A 22798-nucleotide genomic window follows, 5' to 3' on the forward strand; every position below is an offset into this window, starting at 1 on the left:
CCTGGCTTTTCGGCATTGCTACGATTCAGTCGGCAAGCGCAGGGTAAAGAGCTTTCGCCGTGCGGCCCCAAACCCAGGCGCGCTCCTCCTCGCTAAGACTCGCAAAACAGTTGTGCCCTTGATCAATCAGCTTCTTCAACGGCCCGGCCGAAGCTGGGTAGTTCGAGCCGAAAGCCAGACGGTGTGCGCCAAACACCTTCACCAGATGCGGGAAAAAGGCCTCTGCCCCGCCCGGCGCCGCCTGCGCGAGATCAAAGGTGCGTGGCGTGATCTTCATGTAGACGTTGTCATACTTCGCAAGCTCGAACAGCGCCGCGCAACGCGCATAGGGCGGGCCGTCTTCGAGATCGGGCCTCGCGCAGTGATCGAGGGCGATCTTCACGGTGGGGAAACGTTCGGCCAACTCGGCCACCATTGACAAACCGTCCGGCGTCGTCTGAACCGCCATGGTCATACCGAGCTCGGCGCAGCGCTCCCAGATCGGGAAGGTCGCCGGATTGACCAGCCAGATCCCATCGCTCTGATGGGTCGCTCCCCCAGTGAAGAGCCGAATTCCCCCCATTCCATGAGCCAGCCAATGGTCAAAGGTCGTCAACGCATCGGGCGCCAGCAAGTCGAAGGAATAGACGCCGGTAAAGCGCTTCGGATACTGCGCCACGCTGTCGGCCACGTAAGCGTTGTTGTGACCATAGGTCGTCGAGGAATGCACGATCGCGGCTTTCGCAACGCCGGCCTCATCCATCTCCGCGATCATCTGCTCGACTGTGACCGGACGCGTAGCTGACCAATTTGAGCGATGTCCATGCTGGGGAGCAATGGGGTAGCGAACCGTGTCCGTCGAAATGATATGGGGATGAATGTCGATAATTTCGGGCGTCATATGATTGAACCTCTCGGTGATTGACTGTCATTCACCCACGTGAGGTTCATGACGTTCTCTATTTCAGATCAGGGCAGACTGAGACCGGGCAAGCAGGACCGACACGCGCACTTCCCGGCTGCTTTCAGTGAGAACTGAAGATGAGCTTGCGCGCGCTCTCGAGTTGCGGCTCGGGTGTGGCGTACAGCTTGCTGACGATTTGTTCCACTGCGCCTCCGTCGATCGGATCAATCGGATAGCCTGAATGTTTCATTGCGTCGATAAACTCCGGATCCGCAATGGTCTTCGAAAAGGCCTCGCGCAGTGCGTCCAGACGATCCTGAGGCACGTCCTTCGGTACGGCGATCGGCCGTCCCGCCTGGAACGGCAGCAGGAACAAGTTGAACAGCGCTTTGTCATCTGGCTTGGCGATGTAAGCACTCAGGTTCGGGACATCAGCGAATGCCGCCGGGCTTTTCCATCCCAGATGCAGCAGCACCTTCATCTTGCCGTCTGCGAGCATTCGCACCGGCTCGCCCTGCTGAAGGCCGTCGATGGTCGAGGCCCAGCCATCGACTTCGCCGCGTTGCATCGCCAGATAAACCTCGCCGCGACCCGTGTATCCGGGCACGATGCTCATCTTGGCGCCCAAGTATTCATCGAGCAGCGCCGGCAGCGTCCTGTCCTCGTTAGCAAAACCGGTCGCACCGATGTACATCTTCTTTTTGGTGAGATCATCCGCCGTGGTGACACCAGATCGGGTCATTGACACCAGGCAGTATTCGACCTTGTTGAGGCTGCCAAGCCATCTGACATTCCGCGGGTCGAATCTGCTTTGCCTTGGATCGAGCAGTGGAATGTAGAGATTGTTGCGCTGCAGGAAGCCAATGACGGTACCGTCATTGGGCTGTCTGGACTGGAGCGAGGCTGCCGCAACCATTCCCCCGGCTCCGACTACGTTCATCACCACCGCTTGGGGATGTCCGGGGATGTACTTGACAAAGAAGCGCGAGAACTGACGCGCAATGATGTCGGTCGGCGTGCCCGCGTCGGCACTGACAACAATCGTCAAAGCTTTACCGTGATAAAACTTTTCGACGGACTGACCAGAAACTGGCCCTGCAAACGCCGTCGCGGCAAAGCTCAACAGCGCCGCGCAAGCACATATTGCGGTCCTGTAGTTCATAGTCGTCCCTGTCTCCTTGTATTGATCCACGGTCCGCCAGCATGGCGCGTCGGAGACAATCCCTGTCCCCGGGATGGATCATGTTGTCGTTCGCTTATGAGTGAACGTATGGAGATTTTGCCAGCGCGCCGATTCGGGTCAATTGAGAAAAACCGCCCGGGGTTTGAGTAAATGGTTAAGGCTTGCCCGAGGCAGCATTGCCGGATGTGGCGAAACGCTTTATGGCCGGCGTGGGCCTTAGCGCGCGCCCCGGCTCTTCACTGCGAGACGCTGAGCCGTCTCTTCCAGGCACGAAACCATGAGTTGCGCGCTGGGTGTCAGGCTGCGGTTGCGATTCCACAGCACACCGGCCGGTCGGAGCAGTTTGGGCAGGCTCAATGGAAGGATATGAAGAGGCTGCACGGTGTCGTTGGCAGGCGTGTCGGCCATCACGGCAATAAAATCCGAGACTTGCAGGTGCGCACGAACGACGTGAGTCGAGAGCGTCTCGATGTAATTGTTGGTCAGCGGCACGTCGTGCGCCTCGAGTGCCCGCTCCAGGGGATCGCGCAGTATCGAGCCGGGCGGCGGCAGTATCCAGGGGTAGGGGCGCAGGTCTGACCATTTGAGGGTTTTCCTGCGGGCCAACGGATGATGCGGGCCCGTCACCAGTGTCACCGGCTCCTCGAGGAGTTCCTTCTCTGCAAAGCTGCCAAGGGTATCCGGCGGTGGCAGGCGGCCTACGACCAGGTCGAGCCGACCTTGCCAGAGTTCAGGCAGCAGCGACGCCGTCGTACCTTCGATCACCGTCGCATTGGTGCCCGGCGACCGCTGCTTCAACAGGCTTAGCGCCTGCGCGACCAGCATGGAGGCCGAAGCAGGCAACATGCCGATATGAACTTTGCCCTCGGTCCCCGAACTCAGAGCTTTCAGCTCGTCGCGGGCCTGGTGCAGGATCGTCAACATCTCGCGCGCGTGACGAATGAGGCAATCGCCGTGCGGTGTGGGCACCAGGCCCTGAGCAGTGCGCGAAAAAAGCGTGAGTCCGAGCCCCCGTTCCAGTTCGGCCAGTGACTTAGATATGGCTGGCACGGTCACGTGAGTCACGTCGGCCACCTGGCTCAGATTGCGGTATGTGTCGATCGTCACGAGCAAGCGCAAGTGCCGCGCCTTCAAGTTGATCTGCAGGAACCAGTCAAGCTCTGACACTCCGTGTACCCCCCGGTTTTACCAACTCGTTAAGCCTACCGCAATTTTACTCAATCGACCGGGCGGCGAGCCACTGGCAAGATCCGGATGCGGCCAAGCAGGTCGGTCGGTGGGCCCGCGCGCGCACTCAAAACAAATTTCGCAGATTCGCCGGTTCGACCGGCGGACGGAGACAACCGATGACCCACTCCCTCGATCGCCGCCGCTTCTTGCGCAACGCGGGGCTTCTCGGACTCAGTGTTGCTACGGGCGGACTTGCCGCGCCGTATGTCGCGCGGGCGGCTGCGACGCAGATTCGGATCGTCAGCAATCCGGGGTTGGAGAACGCTACGCTGAACGCGTTGATGAGCGAGATGGGCTATTTCAAGCAATTCGGTGTGAACGCAATGATGACCCAGATCCCCGGCGTCAGCGGCCCGTTCGATGCCATATCCGCCGGAGCCGCGGATGTCTGCATGGTATCGGGTTACAACATGGTGTTATCGCGAATCGCGGAAGGCGCCAGAGTCAAGATCGTTGGCGCCGGTATGAAAAAGTGCGCGCTGACGGTCTTTGCAAGACCTGATGGAACGAAGACGCTCGCCGATCTGAAGGGCAAGACGGTCGCGGTAGGCCCTGCTCTGGGTCTGCTGCATACGCTAATGCTGCAACTCATGAAAGAGAAAGGCATCGATGCTTCGCAGGTGAATTTCGTCGACAGGGGAAGCAACGACCAGTGCTATGAGGCCGTCGTAAAGGGCGAGGCTGACGCCTGCTGCTCGAGCATCTCGCATCTGAACGACGAGGACGGGCTCGTGGCGATCAGCGAGGCCAACATGTGGCAGGCACTGCCGAAATGCATTTTCCAGACCGCCTACGCCTCCGATTCCGCGATCAGGGACAAGCATGAGGGCATGGTCGCGGTAATGGCCGCCTATGGGGCGCTCTACGACTACCTGATGTCGCCCGCAGCGCATGACGCCTTCTTCGAAGCGCGCAAGCACGCCCAGAAGAATTTCGACAAAACGTCGGCGCAGGCAATCTGGAATTTCAATCAAGCGCAGCGGCCTTACTCCAGGAATCTGTCGCTGACCGATGACGATATCGGTTATCTGCAGGACATGTTCATTGGTACGGGCAGCCTGATGCAGAAGCAGGCCTTCGCCGCCGTGGCCGACATGTCGGCGGCGAACGCCGCGGCGAAACTGTCGGGTTGAGCGCTCGGGCGGGGACGGCCGGACTTCCGCATCAGCGCCTTGTCGAGGCGAAACTTAACTCTGTGAAGCGCCTCGACCATGAAAAAAAACCCAGAGGTTGGATCGGTGTCCAAACCTCTGGGGTGTAGCTCATCAAGCCACCGCGTTGGCCGTCGTACTATGCGTGACGTCGTGGTCGCCCCGTGCGTTTTGCTGTCCGCGCGGACAGCGGCTAGAGAATGCGTGACGACGCGCGAGCATTCGCACGAGACTCAGAATGTATGCCTGATACCCGCGATGACGGAAATCTGCGACCCGCCCACGGTCGGGGTGGGGACGGGTGTAATGGTAGTCGCTGAAAGAGCGAGATTGCCGTCGTTATGGATGCGCTCTCCGGTCACATACAGGAACGTGCGCTTGGACAGCAAGTATTCGCCGCGCAAAACGATCACCAGTGCCTTATTGGGCGAATGATCGTATTTGAGTTGCGCCAGCATGCTGTCGAAATAAATGAACGGGGTCACGGGCACTGTGCCCGTCAACCAGAACAGGTTACTTTTCGGCGTCGCGATGCCTTCGTCATCGCGCCTGATCCAGCCGACGCCGAACTTGGCTTTGCTTATCTTGAAGTAGCCGCCCAGCGTGAACCGGCTATCTGTGAGTTTCGGCGACGTGAGACCACCCCATGTTGCCGAGGTGCCGCCGTAGTTCCGCTCGTAGGAACTGGCGAGGCCCCAAGTATGTCCCTCGTATTTGATCATTGCCGAATATTCCCGGCATTGATTCGAGGGTGTCGTTTCGCCCGGGCAATTCGAGGCGGCGGCGCTACCTCCATTGACGGCATCGCGGCCGAAACTATAGTTCACTCCCGCTTCGAAATCGCCGAGGAAATAGCGGTAGCTAATTGAGTTATCAGCCCGAGCGTTAGCAATTCCGTTATCAAGCGTGGTGAGGCCTTGTGCGCCCGTTCCGAATGGATTGATGAACGAGGTCGCATAAAACCTCATGGTGAGGTCCGCCGGAAAAAGTGGACGCCAACATTCCGTAAAATTGAGGAATGGAGGCATACATGAGTCGAATCCCCAAAGCCGTCTACACGAAGGAATTCCGTGAAGAGGCGGTGAAGCTTGCAATGACCGAGGGCGTTGGCGTATCGGAGGCTGCGCGTCGGCTGTCGATATCAATGAAGACGGTGGCAAACTGGGTGCGTGCTGCGAAGGCAGGCAAGCTGGAACGTGTAGGTCAGCATCAAAAGCCGCTGACGGAGATCGAAGCGGAACTCGGGCGAGTCAAGCGGGAGCTGGCGGAAGTTAAAATGGAGCGCGATTTATTAAAAAAATTCGCGACGTACTTTGCGAGGGAGTCGCGGTGAAGTACGGCGTGATTGAACAGATGCGACAGGACTATCCGGTGCCGCCGATGTGCCGGCTGCTGGGCGTTTCCGTGAGCGGCTATTACGCGTGGCGCAAGCGCTCGCCGTCGTTGCGGGCACAGCAGGAGCCGAGACTGGAGGCCGAAGTGCTGGCGGCGCATCAGCGCACGCGTGAGAGCTTCGGGCCCGAACGCTTGCAGAAGCACCTCGACGAGCACGGCGTGCGGCTCGGTGTTCACCGCATAAAAAGGCTACGCAAAAAGCTGGGACTACGCTGCAGGCAGAAACGCAAGTTCAAGGCGACGACCAATTCGAAGCACGACCTACCGGTGGCGCCGAACCTGCTGAACCAGGATTTCACTGCAACCTCGCCGAATCAGGCCTGGTGCGGCGACATCACGTATATCGCGACTGACGAGGGCTGGCTGTACCTCGCCGGCCTGAAGGATCTGTTTAGTGGGGAGCTCGTCGGCTACGCCATGAGCGAGCGCATGACGAAGCATCTGGTAATGCAGGCGCTGTTCCGTGCGGTTGCATCGCAGCGCCCGGCGCCCGGCCTGATCCATCACACGGACCGTGGGTCCCAATACTGCGCTCACGCCTATCAGGATCTCGTCGGCCAGTTCCGCATGCAGGCGTCGATGAGTCGACGAGGAAACTGCTTTGACAACGCGCCGATCGAATCGTTTTGGGGCACGCTAAAAAGCGAGCTGGTCTATCATCGACGCTTCGCCACGCGCGATGAAGCCAAGCGATCCATCAGCGAATACATCGAGATGTTTTATAACCGGCAGCGCACGCAGGCTCGTCTCAATTACCTGTCACCTGTAGCATTCACGCAGCGATACTATCTGAATCAGGTCGCTGCTTAACCCGTTGGCGTCCACGCGTCTCGACCGACCTCATGGTGTATTGGCGGCCGAACGTCAGACGACCAAATTTTCCATCGAGACCGACATAGGATTGCCGTCCAAATAGACGACCGCCTTGCCTCGAGGTTCCGTTGCTTGGCATGAAGCCGCCTTGCAAGTCAAATATGGCCTTCGTGCCCCCGCCAAGATCCTCGCTACCGCGAATTCCGAAATAAGAGGTTGCGGTCCCGTCCCCCGTGCGGAAAACGTTGGTGGTAGCGGATTTACCCTTGGCCACATTGTTGACGTATTCGAATCCTTGATCGATCAAACCATATATGGTGACCATGCTAGCGCCTGCGGCCTTGCCATCCTCTTCGTCCTGCGCCCATGCCGGCGTAATGCCTATCAACGCGGCGCAGACACAAACTGCGGTCTTGTAATTCATGGTCGTCGCTGTCTCCTGTAGTGATCCACAATTTGCCCTGGCAGCGAGCTCGGGACGGTCGCCGTCCTGATGTAGACCACATTTTTCGTTTGTTTGTAACGCACTGAAATTTTGCCAGCGTGGCGCCACAGGTATATTGAATAAAACCGCGTTCGACTTGAGCGAATGGTTAAGGTGTGCTTGGAGGGACGGCCATCTGGATCCCTGACTGCGACGGCGTTTTCAACTCATGTCAATATCCCATTGCCGCGGCAATAATCGGTGGTCGACGGGCTGAATCCGCAAGGTGAAGGAGACGTTCGAGTGACCGCGCGCTTGATCGGTCCGATGACTGGAGTTGGCGGGCTGCTCCCCGATAGTGGCAATGCCGGCTAGTGGTCATTCGTTCCTTGCCGGTTGCGATGTACCGCGACCGGCGACAATGGTGCGGCGGACGTCCGACGAACTGGAGGTCGCGAGAATGATCAATCTCGCGGCGCAGATTGGTGCACCAGTCATCGGACAGAAACCGTCATGCAGGATCAACAGCCAGTTTCGGGCATGGGGACTCTGGAATCAGGGAAACCTCATCGGACTCCCATACGCGCCGACGCGGACTTTCGGCCGCCGAAAAAAATGGGCGTGCTACTACACGTCTTTCGCCGGCACCGTTGCTGACGTTCCAATCGTACCGGGGCTGGAATGCGCCAGCACGTAGTTCACCAGCGCCTTCAGCTTGGCAGGCTGTTGGCGTCTGCTGGGGTAGTACAGGTAGAACCCCGGAAAAGTCGGTGAGAAGCTGCTCAAGACGCGCTTTAACTTCCTGGCCCGGATGTGAGGAAGCGCGAGCTGCTCGAACGTATACGCCAGGGCAATCCCATCCAGCGCAGCCTCAACCGAGAACAATGAGTCGCTGATAGTGAGATTGCCGCTGATCTCGTACTCGACGATACGGCCATCGACGGCGAGCTCCCACTTGTAAATTGCCCCGCTGCCTGAAAACCTGAATCGCACACAGTTGTGATGGATCAGATCGGATGGGTGCCGTGGTACGGGATGCTTCTTGAAGTAACGGGGGGATCCGACGATGGATACGCCAACCGGCCCACCGAGAGGCAGAGCGATCATATCTTTCTGAACACTCTCTCCCATTCGAATGCCAACGTCGAACCCTCTTTCGACGATGTCCACGTAGCCCTCATCATTCGTCAGCTCCACGTGGACATCCGGATAGGCCTTCAGGAACCCGGCCAGCAGCGGCTGGAGGACCATGGCAGTCGAGATTCGCGCTGCGTTGATGCGCAGGATGCCCGATGGCCGACCCTGAAGCTCATGAAGCTGCTCCCCGGCTTCCAGCACGTCGCTTAACGCCGGCCCGATCCGGGACAGATATGCCTGTCCGGCTTCAGTGAGACTGACGCTGCGCGTGTTCCGGTTGAGAAGCCTGACGCCGAGCCGGGCCTCCAGGTGGCGGATCGCCTGACTGAGCGCGGACGGCGAGACCTCGAGCGCTGCCGCGGCGGCAGAAAACCCGCGGTGCTCTGCGACCTTCCAGAATGCGAGCAGTCCATCAAGCTGATTGAGTCTCATACTTTGAAGAATATCTTCAAAGCGTGTTCAGTACCAGGGTGTTTTTCTTCTCAGTCAATCTGCCTAGAGTGAAGGGCAATGACTAAGGACTGGGAGTTTGCGCATGAGCAAAGTGTGGTTTATCACGGGTGCTGGCAGCGGGATCGGCGCTGGTACGGCCAAGGCCGCATTGAAGGCGGGTGATCGAGTCATTGCCACAGGGAGGAACCTGGACAAAGTGGGCAATGCCCTGAGCGGCCTGGCCGGCGAGAACCTGGAGATTCTCCGGCTGGACGTCTCCGACGAGGTCCAGGTAACGGCGGCGGTCGAAGAGACGCAAAAAAAGTTCGGTCATATCGATGTGGTCGTGAACAGTGCCGGGTACAGCCTCTTGGGCAATTACGAGGAACTGGGAACGCAAGACATTCAACACCTCTTTGCGACGAACTTCTGGGGCGTGAGTCATGTCATGCGGGCAGCGCTGCCGGTCATGCGCAAGCAGCGGTCCGGGCACATCATCAACGTCAGTTCCGTGGCAGGCGCTGTCGGCCTGATGCACTGCGGCGCCTACAGCGCAAGCAAGTTTGCGGTGGAGGGCCTTTCGCTCGCTGTGGCTGAGGAGGTCGGAAAGTTCGGCATCAAGATTACGGTGGTCGAGCCGGGATTCTTCCGCACGGATCTGCTGGACGCCGCCCACGCCAAGTGGCCCAACAAACGTATCGACGATTACGCAGCCGCCGAGGTCAGCGCCGAGGCGATGTGGTCTCCCTACGCGGGCAAGCAACCTGGCGATCCGAACAAGCTCGGCCACGTTTTGGTAGAGCTTGTGGGCATGGACACTCCGCCCAGAGTGTTCGTGGCCGGAAGCGATGCACTGGCGGCGGTCGGGCCAGCTGTCGAGGCCCGATTGAAGGCAGTGCACGCCCATGAGGCGCTTTCCAGGTCGACGGACGGCAGCTTCTGATCGCGAAGCGAGGTGCACTTGCCGCGACACACCTAACCTGCAAAGGACTGACCCATCATGAGCACGCTCCACGTCAACGGTGGTGAGCACACGGTCGACGTCGCCCCGGACACGCCCATTCTCTGGGCCTTGCGCGACACGTTGGGCATGACCGGCACGAAGTTCGGCTGCGGCGCCGCGCTGTGCGGTGCCTGCACCGTGCATCTGGACGGGCAGGCCATCCGCTCCTGCATTACGCCGATATCGGCGGCCCAGGGCAAGCAGATCACCACCATCGAAGCCACCACCGACGGCAGCGACAAAGTCGGCGCCGCCGTGCATGCAGCGTGGGTCAAGCACGACGTAGCGCAGTGCGGCTACTGTCAAAGTGGCCAAATCATGAGCGCCACGGCGTTCCTGAAGTCGCTGCCACGCGGCAAGCAGCCTACCGCCGTCGAGATCGACTCGGCCATGGCGGGCAACATTTGTCGCTGCGGCACCTACGCCCGCATTCGCGCCGCAGTGGCCGATGCCGCCAGGGCCCTGACCTGAAGGAGCCACCATGTTGCCTGAATTCGACTACAGCGAAATGCCACGTGCCCTGCAGCACCTGCTGACCAGGTGCCGCACTGGGGAAGCGGCCACGCTGCCGCGCCGCAGCTTCCTGAAGCTGGTGGGTGCCAGCGGACTGGCGCTTGGCGTGTTTCCCTACCTGGCCATAGGCCAAACCACCGGCAGCGGCCGGACGGCCAGCGCCTTGAAGCCGACGCAACAGCCATCGGCCTTCGTGCAAATCGGCCCCAAGGGCGAGGTCACGGTAACCATCAACCGCCTGGAGTTCGGCCAAGGTGTGCAAACCGGTTTGCCGATGATCCTGGCGGAGGAGCTCGACGCGGACTGGAATCTGGTGCGCAGCCAGCAAGGCTCGAACGACCCCGCCTACGTCGACCCGATCTTCGGCATTCACCTCACCGGCGGTTCCCAGTCGATCAAGAACAGCTTCACGCAGTACCGGGAGCTCGGCGCGCGTGCCCGGGCCATGCTGCTGTCCGCGGCGGCAGCACGCTGGAAAGTGGACGTCGCCACGCTGCGCACGCAGGCCGGCACTGTGCTGGGCGCCGGTAACCGCAAGCTGAGCTACGGCGAACTGGCAGAAGCTGCGATGGCGCTACCCGTGCCCGAGAAGGTCACGCTGAAGAACCCCAAGGACTTCCGCATCATTGGCCGCCCCACCACGCGCCTCGATGCGCGGGCTAAGAGCAGTGGACATCAGGAATACGGCATCGACACGCATCTGTCCGGCCAGCTCACCGCCGTGGTGGCGCATCCGCCCGTGTTCGGCGCGCGACTGACCACGGTGGACGACAGCGCCGCGCGCGCCATCAAGGGGATTAAGGCCGTGCTGCGCGTGCCGCTGGATCGCGGTGGCGAGGGTGTGGCCGTGGTGGCCGACGGCTATTGGCCGGCAAAGCAGGGGCGCGATGCGCTGAAGCTACAGTGGGACACGGCCTCGGTCGAGAAGGCGGATAGCGAACGGTTGCTGGCCCAGTACCGCGAGCAGGCTGGTCGTCCGGGCCCGCGCCAGTTCGACGCAGATATGGCACCGCTAGCTACCGCCCCACACCAGTTGGAAGCCGAGTTCGTGTTCCCCTACCTGGCCCACGCGCCGATGGAGCCACTGAACTGCACCGTCCAGCTGTCCGACGGGCGAGCCGAATTGTGGGTCGGCAGCCAGTGCCCCGGCCTGGACGCTGTCGCGGCCGCGCGCGTGCTGGGTCTCAAGCCCGAGCAGGTGAAAATGCATGTGCAGATGGCAGGCGGCGGCTTTGGCCGGCGTTTCGTGGGCACGAGCGACTACGTGGTCGAGGCATGCGAGGTCGCCAAGGCCGTCCGTTCCGCCGGCCTGAACGCGCCGGTGCGCACGCTCTGGAGCCGCGAGGACGACATCAAGGGCGGCTACTATCGCCCCATGCACCTGCACCACGCACGCATCGGCTTCGACGAGCGCGGCAAGGTGCTCGCGTGGGACCATGTCATTGTTGGCCAGTCCATTACCTCGGGCACGGTATTCGAGGAATTCCAGGTGAAGAACGGCATCGACGCCACGGCCACCGAGGGCATGCGTCACCCCTATCCGCTGCCGATGCGCCTGACCGTGCATCACCCCAAGACCAACGTCCCAGTGCTGTGGTGGCGCAGCGTGGGTTCCACCCACACTGCCTACGTGATGCAGACCCTGCTCGACGATATCGCGCGCGCCACAAAGCAGGACCCGGTGGCCTACCGTATGAGCCTGTTCGGTGACAAGCACTCGCGTCACCGCGCTGCGCTGAAGCTGGCGGTGGACAAGAGCGGCTACGGGAAGAAGCAGCTTCCCACCGGTCGCGCATGGGGCGTGGCCGTGCACGAGTCCTTCGACTCGGTGGTGGCCTATGTGGTGGAGGCCTCTTTGCAAGAGGGTCGTCCCGTACTGCACCGTGTCACGGGTGGGGTGCATTGCAATCTGGCCGTGAACCCGCGCAGTGTGGAGGCACAGGTGCAGGGTGCAGCGGTCATGGGGCTGTCGATGTGCCTGCCAGGTTCGGCCATCACGCTAAAGGACGGTGTCGTCGAGCAGAGCAACTTTGGCGACTTCACGGTGGCGCGCATCACCGACACGCCCACGTTCGATGTCCACATTGTGCCGAGCGCCGAGGCACCCACCGGCATTGGCGAACCCGGCCTGCCACCGCTGGCGCCCGCGTTTGCCAACGCCATTGCGAGCCTTACCGGCAAGCCGCAGCGCCAATTGCCGTTCAACCTGGCCTGACCCGACATAGTCAGCGGCGGATATACCCAGGCATTGATCACGCAAATGGCCCAGAAGGTCGTTTGCAACCGGCATCACTCGATAGACCGGCAAATGTGCAGATGGCTCCGCTCAGCGTCGACCGCCTACCGCCGACCGCTGAACGAACAGACGATGACCGTTGAATTCATTGTGAACATGCTTGGGTCCCAAGAGCCGGCATGACCGAAGCACCCGATCTGGACGACGTCATTCGCTTCAACGAAGCGATCGATCAGGCACTTGCTGAATCACCAGCCCCCGGTTCTGTAGACGGGGTGCGAAGTTGCCGCGTAGTACATTCCGCTAGACGGTTAGTTGCGTTTCTTGATTCGCGAAAATGAACCGAGAGGTGAGCTAATACGGGAAGCAACATTGCTCCTTTCGTCATGCCTGAATCGGACCCGGCAGATTCCCGATCCGGCTATCGGCGATCCCTTCGGTCGCAGCCATCAATGCCTCCCGCGCCGGAACCGGCGGCCGGTCAGCTTACAGAGACTGCGTTCCAGCCCTGCAACAGATGCCCTTCCCTCTCGCCGCTGGCCGACGCAAACGCGTCCGTACGAACTAACACCTTGCGCGATCGCCTTGCGGGACTACATTTAATCAATATCCGTCAAGACCATGTGGCGTGATACGAGCGGCGAATCTCGGAATGTGTCTGCGGCGGTGCGATAAAAGGAGATACCAAATGGCAGAGATAGACAAGGAAGACGTCGTTGCGGTGCTGAACCGGATTCTCGAATCCGAGCTGGCCGGCGTCGTTCGATATACGCACTACTCGTTTCTTGTTTTCGGATTCGGACGCATTCCGATCAGATCCTGGCTGCGCGAGCAGGCCGACGAATCGCTGTTGCACGCACAGCAGGTCGGAGAGTGGATCACCACATTGGGCGCCTATCCGTCGCTTGCGATCGGTCCCCTCCTCGACTCGCACACATTCGATATCTCGTCGATCCTCCGCGAATCGCTGCAAGCCGAGAACCTAGCGCTGACGCTTTATCGCGAACTGCTCGCGCTGGTCGAGGACCGCTCCGTTGCACTTGAGGAGTTCGCCCGCCAGATGATCCACATCGAAGAGATGCACGCGGGCGAAGTCGACAAGATGCTGCGCCGCCCTGGAGAAGTGACGACGTCGACTGAACGTCAGGCGGCCCAACCCTGATCAAACGGACTATGGCGGCATGTGCGGGGCGCGCCACGGACGGCAGCGCGCCCCTTCGGGCTATCTGGCAGGAAGACCCAGCATGACACGCGCGTGGGCGGCGCTCGCCACCGGCCGGCCATATTCGCCGCACAACGAGGCCACGCGCGCAACCAGTTGCGCGTTGCTCTTCGCCAGCGTGTCCTTGTCCCAGCGCACATTGTCTTCCAGACCCGTGCGGCAGTGGCCGCCCAGTTCGAGAGTCCAGTGATTGACCTCCAACTGATGCCGTCCGATACCGGCGGCGGTCCACGTTGCATCCGGCAGTAGCGCCTTGAGTTGTTGCACCTCGAACTCAAGAATCTCGCGACGCGCGGGCAGCGCATTTTTTACACCCATCACGAACTGAACGTGCACGGGAGATTTCAGCAGCCCTTGTTGCACGAGGTCCCCTGTGCTGTACAACATCGCCAGATCGAAGATCTCGATCTCCGGTTTGACATCGTGGTCGAGCATCATTTGCGCAAGCGCACGCACAAAGTCTGGCGGATTTTCATAGACTGTTGTCGGAAAATTGACAGAACCTGTTGCGAGCGATGCCATATCCGGGCGCAGATCGAGCATCGCGCCGCGTTGCTCGAACGAACGGCCACGACCGCCTGTCGAAAACTGAATGATGATGTCAGGACAGTGTTTCCGGATGCCCTCCTGGAGAGAGGCGAAGCTCGACCGGTCGGAACTGGAGTTCTCCTGCTCGTCGCGCACGTGCAGATGAACCAGCGATGCTCCGGCTTCGTACGCTTCGTGCGTGCTTTCAATCTGCTCGGAGATCGTGATCGGCACAGCCGGGTTATCCTTCTTGCGCGGAACTGAGCCTGTGATGGCAACGGAGATAATGCACGGTTCGCTCATGGCTCACACTCCAGTTCAAGGTTTACGTCCCGCCTATAGGGCGAGGGATCATGACCGCGTGCCCGGCGAAGTGCCGGTACACCACGTGTTCCAAGTCTAGTTCAAATGCGCGCGATGAGGACCACGTATTGGGGACAGACGGAACGCGAGAACGCCCGGCGGCTCGTCCGTGTTACCACAACTCATCAAGGTGCATCCCGTTGAGATGGCAGTTGAACAGCAAAAAGATAGCGCATGAAGTCGCTTCGTCAAGCCTATCGCCGACAGGCCTGGCAATAGCGAATCTGCCTAAGTCAAACCGCCACGACACGCTTCGCCGCCGTGAGTGTTCTGCTCAACCTCTCATCCAATTCGAGCGTCTCGACGAGTCTGCGATTAGGTACCTCGAGACCCTATGGAATGCCCGGAGGCAAGGCCTCGATAAACTGCCCGCGCCTTCGATGTCCCAAGTAAAATCCCTATCCCGCCGGTAGCCCAGACGCGTTATTGCCTGGCGTTTCGCTTGAAGACTACCCTGGGCATGTCGCTCGCACCGCAGTGGCGAATCTAGAACCGGTGCGATACCGCGATGGCGCATGCAAACTGGCTGCGACTCGACGACGGCGCCGCGTTGAAGCCGTCGCCGATCGTCGCGGTTGCATTGATGACGTTGCCGGCGCCGGCGGTGCCCAGTGTCTGGCCATGCGCCCGCTGGAAGCCCTGCAGCGCATACAGCATCGTGCGCGCCGAAAGGTTGTACGATTCCGCCAGATTGAACTGCTCGTACTGTGCCGCGCTGGCGATGCTGTTCGCTTTAGTCGCGCGCGTGATGCTATAGCCCGCCGCCAGGTCGGCTGCCGCGGTCGCGCGAAAATGCAGCACGGCGCCGACCGTGTTGAAGATCGCCTCATCCCGGAACGCCGAGCCCACGCCAGGAATGTATTGAACGTTCGAATAGGATACCGACACATTCCACGCCGCCGAGAACGCGTAGGAGCCTGCGACCGCGACGCGCTGCTGGGCGGCCGCCGTCTGATAGCCATTGGTGAGCGCCGACACGCCAGGCTGGCCGCCCGAGTTCAAGGTCGAGTTTGCCCCCCAAGCGCCGCCTCCCAGCGTCGAGTTGTTGAATCGCTCGACGCCTGCGGCGACGCCCAGCGGCCCACTTGAATACCGCAGCGCCGCGCTCCAGCTCGAACCCCGGCTTAAACTGCCAGGCACCGCGCCAGGCGAGTAGGAGCCGCTGATGGTGAGGCCGTAAAACGCAGGCGACTTGTAGACAAGGGAGTTATTGACGCGGTATATCACGTCCAAATTGTCGATGTCACCGGCGTGCGCTCCGAAATAACCGGTTAGCCAGGTCGTGGGGCCATACGGACCCACCAGGGAGTAATACGAGGTGTACTGACGGCCTGCAGTAAGCGTACCGTAGCTCGCATTGGTCAGGCCCACGAACGCCTGTCTGCTGAACCCGGCATTCGCGAACTGCTGGGTGCCGCTAAGGAGGTTAAACCCGGACTCAAGCGTAAACACGGCCAGTGTGCCACCCCCAAGATCCTCAATCCCCTTGAATCCAAGGCGATTGCCATTCCAGATATTCTGACCAAGCTTGACGTTGGAATGGCCGTTGACCGTCGAGCCGAGCGACGTCTGGCTGCTCTGGTAAACGAGCCCTGCATCGACAATCCCGTACATCGTGACACTGCTTTGCGCGAACGCGGGTGCGGCAACGCATACGGTGCCGAAGAGAAAAAGCGCGCTGACATAGGCACCGTTGCTTTTCATTCAGATCCTTTTGCGGCGGAGGTATCTGTCTAGGCGCGCTACCGTGGGCCTGCGGCAGATCAGGAAGGGCGCACTGCATGATAGGCAAGTTATGCAGCGGGTGCTACCGGCGAAGCAGGCGAATGTCGCGAAATTGGGTAAGAAACGAGCTGCACGAGGCGCGAGTTGCCAGGGCGACATTCCAACATGCGCTGCGCTGCCGATCGCCACTTTAGGCTGGCCGCAGTCGGTTTGGGGAAGTTGATCGGAACAATCGCGCGGCAAAACCGTCAGTCGCTTGAATTGCGGACATCTCCATCGTGACCGAATCCATCACAGTCAATGTCATACGCATGCCTCCCAACCCGTTCGACGCGCGAAACGAAGCTTCCCATTTTCGTGACTTGTCACCTGGCTGCCCCCATGGCCAAATGACGTCTATGATTTCAGTTGATCCGCTGCCGCAGGTGAGCGCCGTTGTCGATGCAAGCGTGTCGCGCCAGCTCGCTGACCGCAACGGAGACGGTCGGACTGGAAGGAGCACCGAGTTTGTCCTGAGTTTTCACCTGAGGTTCCGCGTGGCCGCTCCCGGCAATTGCTAGTTGAGGAAAAACGCCAAGGCGCGGCGACGAGAACCGGTTGTGATCGGCAGGACAATCAATGGATCTGTGTATAGGAACTGAACATGCAAAATTCATCCAATGGCGATCTGTCGAGCGCTTGCATCGTGACACACCCGCTTGATCCGGAAGATGGGAAGATCACCGAGGCAATGCGCGCCGTGACCCGTTCCGCCAAAGGCATGCGGCTGGGAGTCGAGGGACGTGGCGCGTTCGATGCGATGATGGAACGCGTTTTACCCTACACGGGCGTGACATTCGAATCCGGATCGGTCGGCGGCATTCCTGGGCTGTGGGTCAACCCTGAAAATAGCCGGCCTGACGAAGCGATACTCCATCTTCACGGCGGTTGGTTCAACTTTGGATCCGCCAGCGCATTCCGCCACCTCGTCGCCCAAATCACCGGGAGGAGCGGAATCAAGGCATTCGTCCCAGATTATCGGTTGGCGCCTGAACATCCTTTCCCCGCGGCAGTGGATGACGTGTTGTCCTGCTATCTCGGGCTCGGCGAGAGCGGCATTTCCCGGATTGCGGTTACCGGCGACTCGGCGGGTGGCAATCTTGCCTTGATCCTAGCTTCGCGCATCGCCAACGGAGAAGTCGCCGCGAAGGCGACACTCGTGGGCGCGGTTGCGTTGTCACCCGTTACGGATTTGACGCTCTCCGGCCCGACTTACGAAACCCGTGCGGACGCCGATCCGCTTTTCACGCGCGCGCAAGTTTCGGAACTCGTCGATGCCTACCTGCGAGACGCTGACCCCAGACATCCCTTGGCTTCGCCGCTTCACGCGCCCGTGACCGGCTTGCCGCCCGTCCGCGTTCACGTGGGAGACGATGAAGTCCTGCTGGACGATTCGCGCCTGTATGTCGAGCGTGCGGTCGCCGCAGGCGTCGATGCGCGAGTTGATGTCTGGTTGGGCATGCCGCACGGATTCCATGGCAGCATCGGAACGTTGAAGGCCTCGGCACAGGCTCTCGATGCCATCGGCACGTTTCTTACGGAGAGACTGCAGTCAGGTAGAGGCTCGTGAAGGGGCACCCGCATGGGTTGATCGACCGGGGACGCCGCCACATGAGAGACCATGTCTGCGCCCCGGATCGTGACCTCGCGAACGTCGCGCCGATCAAGCGCCGGCCGCGCGTCAAGGTCATCAATTGCACTCAGAAGAAGTGCATGATGCCAAAGTAGCCGCCTTGCTGGTTGTGCCCCGGCAGCGGTTGGGAATCGGCCGTTTCAACTGGGAACGCTGACGGCTTTCCGTTGAACATGGCCCCGACCGTCAGGTAGAGGAACGTCCGCTTGGACAGGTTGTAGGTTGAGCCGATGGCAGCAAGATTTCCGGTGCCGCCGCCGTGATTCACGTTGCCGTGATACCAGCCAGCCTGCAAGGCGAGTGCGGGGGTTGCCTGATAAGATGCACCAATCCACTCTTGCTGGCTCCGCGTCGCCGCGTAGGGGTTAAAAGAGTCGGCAACCGTATCCTGCCCTGACGAGACAAGTTGCTGATAGCCCGCGTAGAACTTCAGCCCACCGAGCTGGTAGGTGGCGCCTGCCATGTATTCACGCGACGCGGTGTACAGCCCCGAGAACTTTCCGTTGTCGTCGCGGAGTTCTTCGTACACTCCGTACGCAGCAAAGTTCACGAGCGTGTACTGTGCACTCACACTGAACTGACGTCCGCCCCGGAAGTTACCTGCCTCGTTGCCAAAACCGTCTTGTACCCGGAAAGAGAAGCCAGCCCAGATCGGCGAGTTGTAAGTAATGACGTTCGATCGGGGACCCCACGCCCGTCCGAAAGCGAAGTTTGCAATGCCTGTTCCCACCTGTTCTCCAAGCGGGTCAATGTACCAGCCAGTTTCGTCGGTGAGACTCATCGCCCGTCCGAACCAGATGCTTCCAAACTTGTCGTTCGACAGGCCTACATACGCGTCGCGGGTAAAAAGCGAGTTGGGAAAAATCTCACCTGTTCCGGAAGTGAAGAGGCTTTCGAGTTTGAAGACTGCATGCAGACCTCCTCCGAGGTCTTCGTCGCCTTTCAGGCCGAACCAGCTGTATCCATACTGATTGCTGCCGAACCTGAAGTTGTTTTTTGACTGACCGTTCGGCGTCGCAACGTTGGTCACAAAGTCAATGCCCGCTGCGACGCGTCCATACAGGGTCACGGTGCTCTGCGCGTAACTATTGCAGACACCGAGTGCCATGACAGCCGCGCAGAATATGATCTTTCTCATTTCGTTATCCTTACTTTAAAAAAGAGTCTCCAGAAATCGCTTGACGACCTCTTTCGGGTCGCTGCAATCGGCTTGCAAGGGCAGGCTGGTCGTAACCGGCTTCCCGCTCCAAGGTCCCAACCCCGAAACTGCTGCTTTTCGAGCTACCACGGGCACCCGGAACATAATGGCGCGGACACCCGCTACTACTTTCCGCTACGACCTCTTGCGAAACGTTTTTATCGCGGATGGCAGATGGCGGACGGTGGTTGCAAGCAGAATCGCGCAGGCCTGAACGAGGAGCTGAGCAGCGGGGCCCGCACCAAGCGCCAGCACGAGCTGACCGAGTTGCGCCATGAACAGTGCGGCCACCGCACTCGCGACGACGCTGCCTCTGCCGCCCGTGAATGGTGTGCCTCCGACCACCACGGCCGCGACCGCCGGCAGGAGATAGTCATTACCCGACGTCTGCGAAGCGCTTCCGATGAATCCGGCGAGCAGCACGCCCGCTGCGGAAAAGCAAACGGCGGAGGCGAGGTACGCCCCAATCTTGTACTTCAGCACGTTGACGCCTGCGGCGTCAGCCGCGCGCGGGTTCACCCCCACGGCGACGAACCTGCGCCCTACCGTGGTCTTGCGGGTAATGATCCACGCGGTCGTCACGAACGCGAAGGCGAACCAGACGTTGGCCGGGAGCCCAAGGAACTGGGCGTGCGAAATGGTTTGCATGACGGTTGGGACTGCAACCGGAACGTTACCGGTCAACGAGCGGGCGCAGCCGATCAGCAGCGCGTTGACGGCAAGCGTCGCCACCAGCGGCGTAATCGCGACCCTCGAGATGAGCGCACCATTGATGATTCCGACGATCCCGCCGACGCAAATAGTAAAAATGACGGCAAGGACGATGGAATTGAATGCGAATCCCGTCCTGGCCATGACAATGCCGGCGAGCGAAACCATACCGATTGCCGACATGTCCAACCCGCGCTGCTGAATGACCAGCGTTTGGCCCGTCGCGACGATCGCAAGAATGCCAGCGAACGGAAGCATGGCCAAAATTGAGCCTCGCGTCATCGTGCCCGGCGCGACGATGGAACTGCACGCGAAGAGCAGGATCAGCCCGACCCAGATCCATGAGAATTCATCAACCGCTGGTAGCCGTGCCGGCTTTGCTTTTGATTTCGACTTAGAGGGCTCAAGGAATTCCGACATAACTTCCGCCTGATTGTGCATTGCGTTTTTCATTTCGCCACCACCATTTCTCTGCTCTTGGAATAGAGCGCGACTGATGCGAGGATCATCCCGCCCAACAGGTACGACTGCCACGAGTCGCCAATATCGAGGAATGACGTGACGACATTCACCTGAATGATGAGGAGCGCACCCAGCAGCGAACCGACGAAGGAGCCGCGTCCGCCAAACAGGCTTGCACCGCCGATCACCACCGCTGCGACGCTTCCGAGCGTGTAGTTGATGCCGGCGCTCGGGTCGCCAGTGCCGACCTGCGCCATCATGGGCACGGCAGCGACGCCCGCAAGAAACGAACACCCCATGTACGCGGCGAGCGACGTCAGTTGCGGGCGGGCACCGGACATCCGCGCGGCTTCGACGCGGGAGCCCACGCCGCGCAGCGTGAGACCGGCCCTCGACTTGAACAGCGCGATTTCGAGTACCACGGCAATCACGATTGCCACGATCACGACAATGGGCATGACGCCGATCTGCGCACCGATCGACTCCACGATGGAATCCGCGATCAGGCCACCCGGAACCGGGCGCAGGAGCAGCGACAGCGCTTGAAGCGCCATGTACGTCGCGAGTGTCGCCACCATCGGATGCAACCGGAACGGGCCGACAAGCATCCAGTTCACGAGTCCGACGGCAAGGGCGACGAGCAACACGATCACCCACCCAGAGAGCTGATGGCCTAGCGAGGCGCCATCCGTCAGGAAGAACGACTGTATGACGACGATCAGCCCCATGAGCGGCCCGACCGAAAGATCGATCCCGCCAACCAGCATGAGCATCTGCTGCCCGTATGCGACGATGGCCAGTGTCGCCACGAGCGCCAGCATGCCGCTGAGGTTTCGCGCAGAAAGGTAGGTCGGATTGACGTGCGCCGCATACATGCCGAGCGCACAGACTGCAACGGCAAGCATCACGAGCGGCGCCCAATCCCCAGCAGCCCACTTCCAAACGCCGGAGGTCCGGGAAGCGCCTTTCTCCCGCTCAGTCGTTGCGGTCAAGACGGCAGACGTGATGTTGTTCTCACTGACGGCGTTGTCGTCCAACTCCTTGACGACATGGCCGCGCGAGAAGATGAGTACACGGTCACAGAGTCCCGCCACCTCGTGCGCATCCGACGAAACGACGATCACGGCGGTGCCTGCGGCCGCGGCCTCGCGAAGCACCTTGTAGATTTCCATCCGTGCGCCAATGTCCACGCCCTGGGTCGGCTCGTCGACCAGCAACACCTTGGGATGACTGGCGAGGACACTCGCCAGCACAAGCTTCTGCTGGTTACCGCCCGACAAGGTACGAATAGGCGTGTCAATGGACGGCGTCTTGACAGCGAATCGCGTCACGGCGTCCCTGGCGCGCTTTGCTTCGCTGCGCTGGCTCACCCATCCCTTGATCGAATCGAATGGGAGACTACGGATCGAAAAATTTTCGCGCACCGACAATTCGCCAAAAATTCCCTCGCGATGACGATCGCCCGGCAGATAACTGATGCCCGAATCGGCGGCAGCCTGCGAGTTGCGAAGCTTCGCGGGAATGCCGGCCACAGTGACGCTACCGCGGCTTCGCGTCTGTCCCGCGAGGGCTCGCATGAACTCTCGCTGGCCGTTGCCGTCGATCCCCGCGAGGCCGACAATCTCGCCTTTCTTGACCCGAACCGATATGTCGGTAAAGCCGGCACCACGCAGCTTCGTCACGTCGAGAATGACGCTTGCGCCACCATTGTTGCCCTTGGCCGGGAAGTCGCGGTCGAGCGCACCGCCAACGATCAGTTCGACGATCTCCTGTTCGCTGAGGCCCGCGGCCTCATAGGTGCCCTGACCCTGACCGTCGCGAAGAACCGTCAGGCGATGCGCAATTCTCTGCACCTCGCGGATCCGGTGCGAGATATAGACGACCGAACAACCCGAAGCCGTTATTTTGCGGATGCGCTCGAACAGACGTTCGACGTCTTCCGTCAACAGATGTTCGGTAGGTTCGTCGAGGACCAGAACCTTGGGCTTTGCAGCAAGCGCTTTGACGATTTCGACGATGAACCGCTGCTCGGGGCCCAAGCTCACCACGCGCTCGTTCGCATCGATTGCAACATCGGCGCTCCATTGCATCAGGAGGCCTCGCGCCCATTGCGCGACCTCAATCAAGGGCGGACGCTGCTCGGCAGGCACGCCGAGATAAAGGTTTTCCGCTACGGTCAGGTCAGGCATGAGCGCCGGTTCCTGCCGTACGATAGCCAACCCCAACCGGCGTGCCTGCTCCGTGTCTCCTCGCGTTTCCGTGCCGTCGACCACGACGCGTCCCTTCTCCGGAACAAGGGCGCCGGACGCGACGGCCATGAGCGTGGACTTGCCTGCCCCGTTCTCGCCAACGAGACCGTGTACCTCGCCTTCGACCACCGAGAACGTCACGTCGTCAAGCGCCCGGACTCCGGGGAAGATCTTGGTGACACCATCGACCTGCAGCAGCGTTTTCTGGTCATTCATGATTCGTCTCGAACAATTACTGTGCAAATACTTCCTTGAACTTGTCGGTAGG

At 60.5% G+C, this 22798-nt stretch carries 18 protein-coding genes and 1 pseudogene; 8 read left to right on the forward strand and 11 right to left on the reverse strand.

From position 1 onward, the window contains the following. Positions 1-25 precede the first annotated feature (25 nt). The 3 genes from B0G74_RS30860 to B0G74_RS30870 form a co-directional block, all read right to left on the reverse strand. Positions 26-880, reverse strand: a complete 855-nt coding sequence (locus B0G74_RS30860) for an amidohydrolase family protein (protein WP_132379575.1) — start codon at positions 878-880, stop codon at positions 26-28. 124 nt (positions 881-1004) lie between these two features. Further along, positions 1005-2045 carry a tripartite tricarboxylate transporter substrate-binding protein gene (locus B0G74_RS30865; protein ID WP_132379576.1) on the reverse strand — a complete coding sequence of 347 codons (1041 nt, stop codon included), beginning with the start codon at positions 2043-2045 and terminating at the stop codon, positions 1005-1007. 237 nt (positions 2046-2282) lie between these two features. Next, positions 2283-3233, reverse strand: coding sequence for a LysR substrate-binding domain-containing protein (locus B0G74_RS30870; RefSeq protein WP_132379577.1), 951 nt, complete (start codon positions 3231-3233; stop codon positions 2283-2285). 179 nt (positions 3234-3412) lie between these two features. On the opposite strand from B0G74_RS30870, the gene B0G74_RS30875 reads away from it, so the two are divergent. Further along, positions 3413-4429 (forward strand): ABC transporter substrate-binding protein, encoded by a 1017-nt coding sequence (locus B0G74_RS30875; RefSeq protein ID WP_132379579.1) that lies wholly within the window; start codon positions 3413-3415, stop codon positions 4427-4429. Between the two features lie 251 nt (positions 4430-4680). Here B0G74_RS30875 and B0G74_RS30880 read toward each other — a convergent pair whose 3' ends face one another. Then, complete coding sequence (locus B0G74_RS30880; RefSeq protein ID WP_243658382.1) at positions 4681-5415, reverse strand: porin; 735 nt, start codon at positions 5413-5415, stop codon at positions 4681-4683. A 62-nt stretch (positions 5416-5477) separates the two neighbouring features. Here B0G74_RS30880 and B0G74_RS30885 point away from each other — a divergent pair. Further along, positions 5478-6652 (forward strand): IS3 family transposase gene (locus B0G74_RS30885; protein WP_132373085.1). Its coding sequence is split into 2 segments (ribosomal slippage): positions 5478-5748 and positions 5748-6652, totalling 1176 coding nucleotides; the frame shifts between segments, so codons are not numbered across the junction. On the opposite strand, the gene B0G74_RS30890 is transcribed toward B0G74_RS30885, so the two are convergent. Together B0G74_RS30890 and B0G74_RS30895 are read right to left on the reverse strand one after the other, a co-directional pair. Then, positions 6615-7079 carry a porin gene (locus B0G74_RS30890; RefSeq protein WP_243658383.1) on the reverse strand — a complete coding sequence of 155 codons (465 nt, stop codon included), beginning with the start codon at positions 7077-7079 and terminating at the stop codon, positions 6615-6617. The genes B0G74_RS30885 and B0G74_RS30890 overlap by 38 nt on opposite strands. Positions 7080-7706: 627 nt before the next feature. Beyond that, on the reverse strand, positions 7707-8648 hold the full coding sequence (locus B0G74_RS30895; RefSeq protein WP_132379580.1) for a LysR family transcriptional regulator: 942 nt from the start codon (positions 8646-8648) through the stop codon (positions 7707-7709). 103 nt (positions 8649-8751) lie between these two features. On the opposite strand from B0G74_RS30895, the gene B0G74_RS30900 reads away from it, so the two are divergent. From B0G74_RS30900 to B0G74_RS30915, 5 genes and pseudogenes are all read left to right on the forward strand, one after another. Continuing rightward, entirely contained in the window at positions 8752-9591 is an 840-nt protein-coding gene (locus B0G74_RS30900; protein ID WP_132379582.1) for an SDR family oxidoreductase, read from the forward strand. A gap of 57 nt (positions 9592-9648) precedes the next feature. Beyond that, positions 9649-10122: a (2Fe-2S)-binding protein gene (locus B0G74_RS30905; protein WP_132379584.1), complete on the forward strand. Its 474-nt coding sequence runs from the start codon at positions 9649-9651 to the stop codon at positions 10120-10122. A 10-nt stretch (positions 10123-10132) separates the two neighbouring features. Then, positions 10133-12379, forward strand: coding sequence for a xanthine dehydrogenase family protein molybdopterin-binding subunit (locus tag B0G74_RS30910; RefSeq protein WP_132379586.1), 2247 nt, complete (start codon positions 10133-10135; stop codon positions 12377-12379). Between the two features lie 21 nt (positions 12380-12400). Next, positions 12401-12618, forward strand: a pseudogene (locus B0G74_RS46855) (hypothetical protein); the annotation flags it as partial. A 470-nt stretch (positions 12619-13088) separates the two neighbouring features. Beyond that, positions 13089-13562 (forward strand): ferritin-like domain-containing protein, encoded by a 474-nt coding sequence (locus B0G74_RS30915; protein WP_132379588.1) that lies wholly within the window; start codon positions 13089-13091, stop codon positions 13560-13562. Positions 13563-13622: 60 nt separating this feature from the next. On the opposite strand, the gene B0G74_RS30920 is transcribed toward B0G74_RS30915, so the two are convergent. Beyond that, positions 13623-14453: a 3-keto-5-aminohexanoate cleavage protein gene (locus B0G74_RS30920; protein ID WP_132379590.1), complete on the reverse strand. Its 831-nt coding sequence runs from the start codon at positions 14451-14453 to the stop codon at positions 13623-13625. Between the two features lie 546 nt (positions 14454-14999). After that, complete coding sequence (locus tag B0G74_RS30925) at positions 15000-16217, reverse strand: porin (RefSeq protein WP_132379592.1); 1218 nt, start codon at positions 16215-16217, stop codon at positions 15000-15002. Between the two features lie 751 nt (positions 16218-16968). Here B0G74_RS30925 and B0G74_RS30930 point away from each other — a divergent pair. Continuing rightward, positions 16969-17847: an alpha/beta hydrolase gene (locus tag B0G74_RS30930; protein WP_243658384.1), complete on the forward strand. Its 879-nt coding sequence runs from the start codon at positions 16969-16971 to the stop codon at positions 17845-17847. Positions 17848-17977: 130 nt separating this feature from the next. On the opposite strand, the gene B0G74_RS30935 is transcribed toward B0G74_RS30930, so the two are convergent. The 3 genes from B0G74_RS30935 to B0G74_RS30945 all read right to left on the reverse strand — a co-directional run bounded on the left by B0G74_RS30935 (position 17978) and on the right by B0G74_RS30945 (position 22746). Further along, positions 17978-19048: a porin gene (locus tag B0G74_RS30935; protein ID WP_132379596.1), complete on the reverse strand. Its 1071-nt coding sequence runs from the start codon at positions 19046-19048 to the stop codon at positions 17978-17980. A 195-nt stretch (positions 19049-19243) separates the two neighbouring features. After that, a complete protein-coding gene (locus tag B0G74_RS30940; protein WP_132379597.1) occupies positions 19244-20272 on the reverse strand; it encodes an ABC transporter permease in 1029 nt (342 codons plus the stop codon). Beyond that, positions 20269-22746 (reverse strand): ATP-binding cassette domain-containing protein, encoded by a 2478-nt coding sequence (locus tag B0G74_RS30945; RefSeq protein WP_132379598.1) that lies wholly within the window; start codon positions 22744-22746, stop codon positions 20269-20271. Before B0G74_RS30945 ends, B0G74_RS30940 begins: the two co-directional genes overlap by 4 nt. Between the last annotated feature and the right edge of the window lie 52 nt (positions 22747-22798).

Source organism: Paraburkholderia sp. BL9I2N2 (genome assembly GCF_004339745.1).
In the GTDB taxonomy this organism is placed as follows: Bacteria; Pseudomonadota; Gammaproteobacteria; order Burkholderiales; family Burkholderiaceae; genus Paraburkholderia.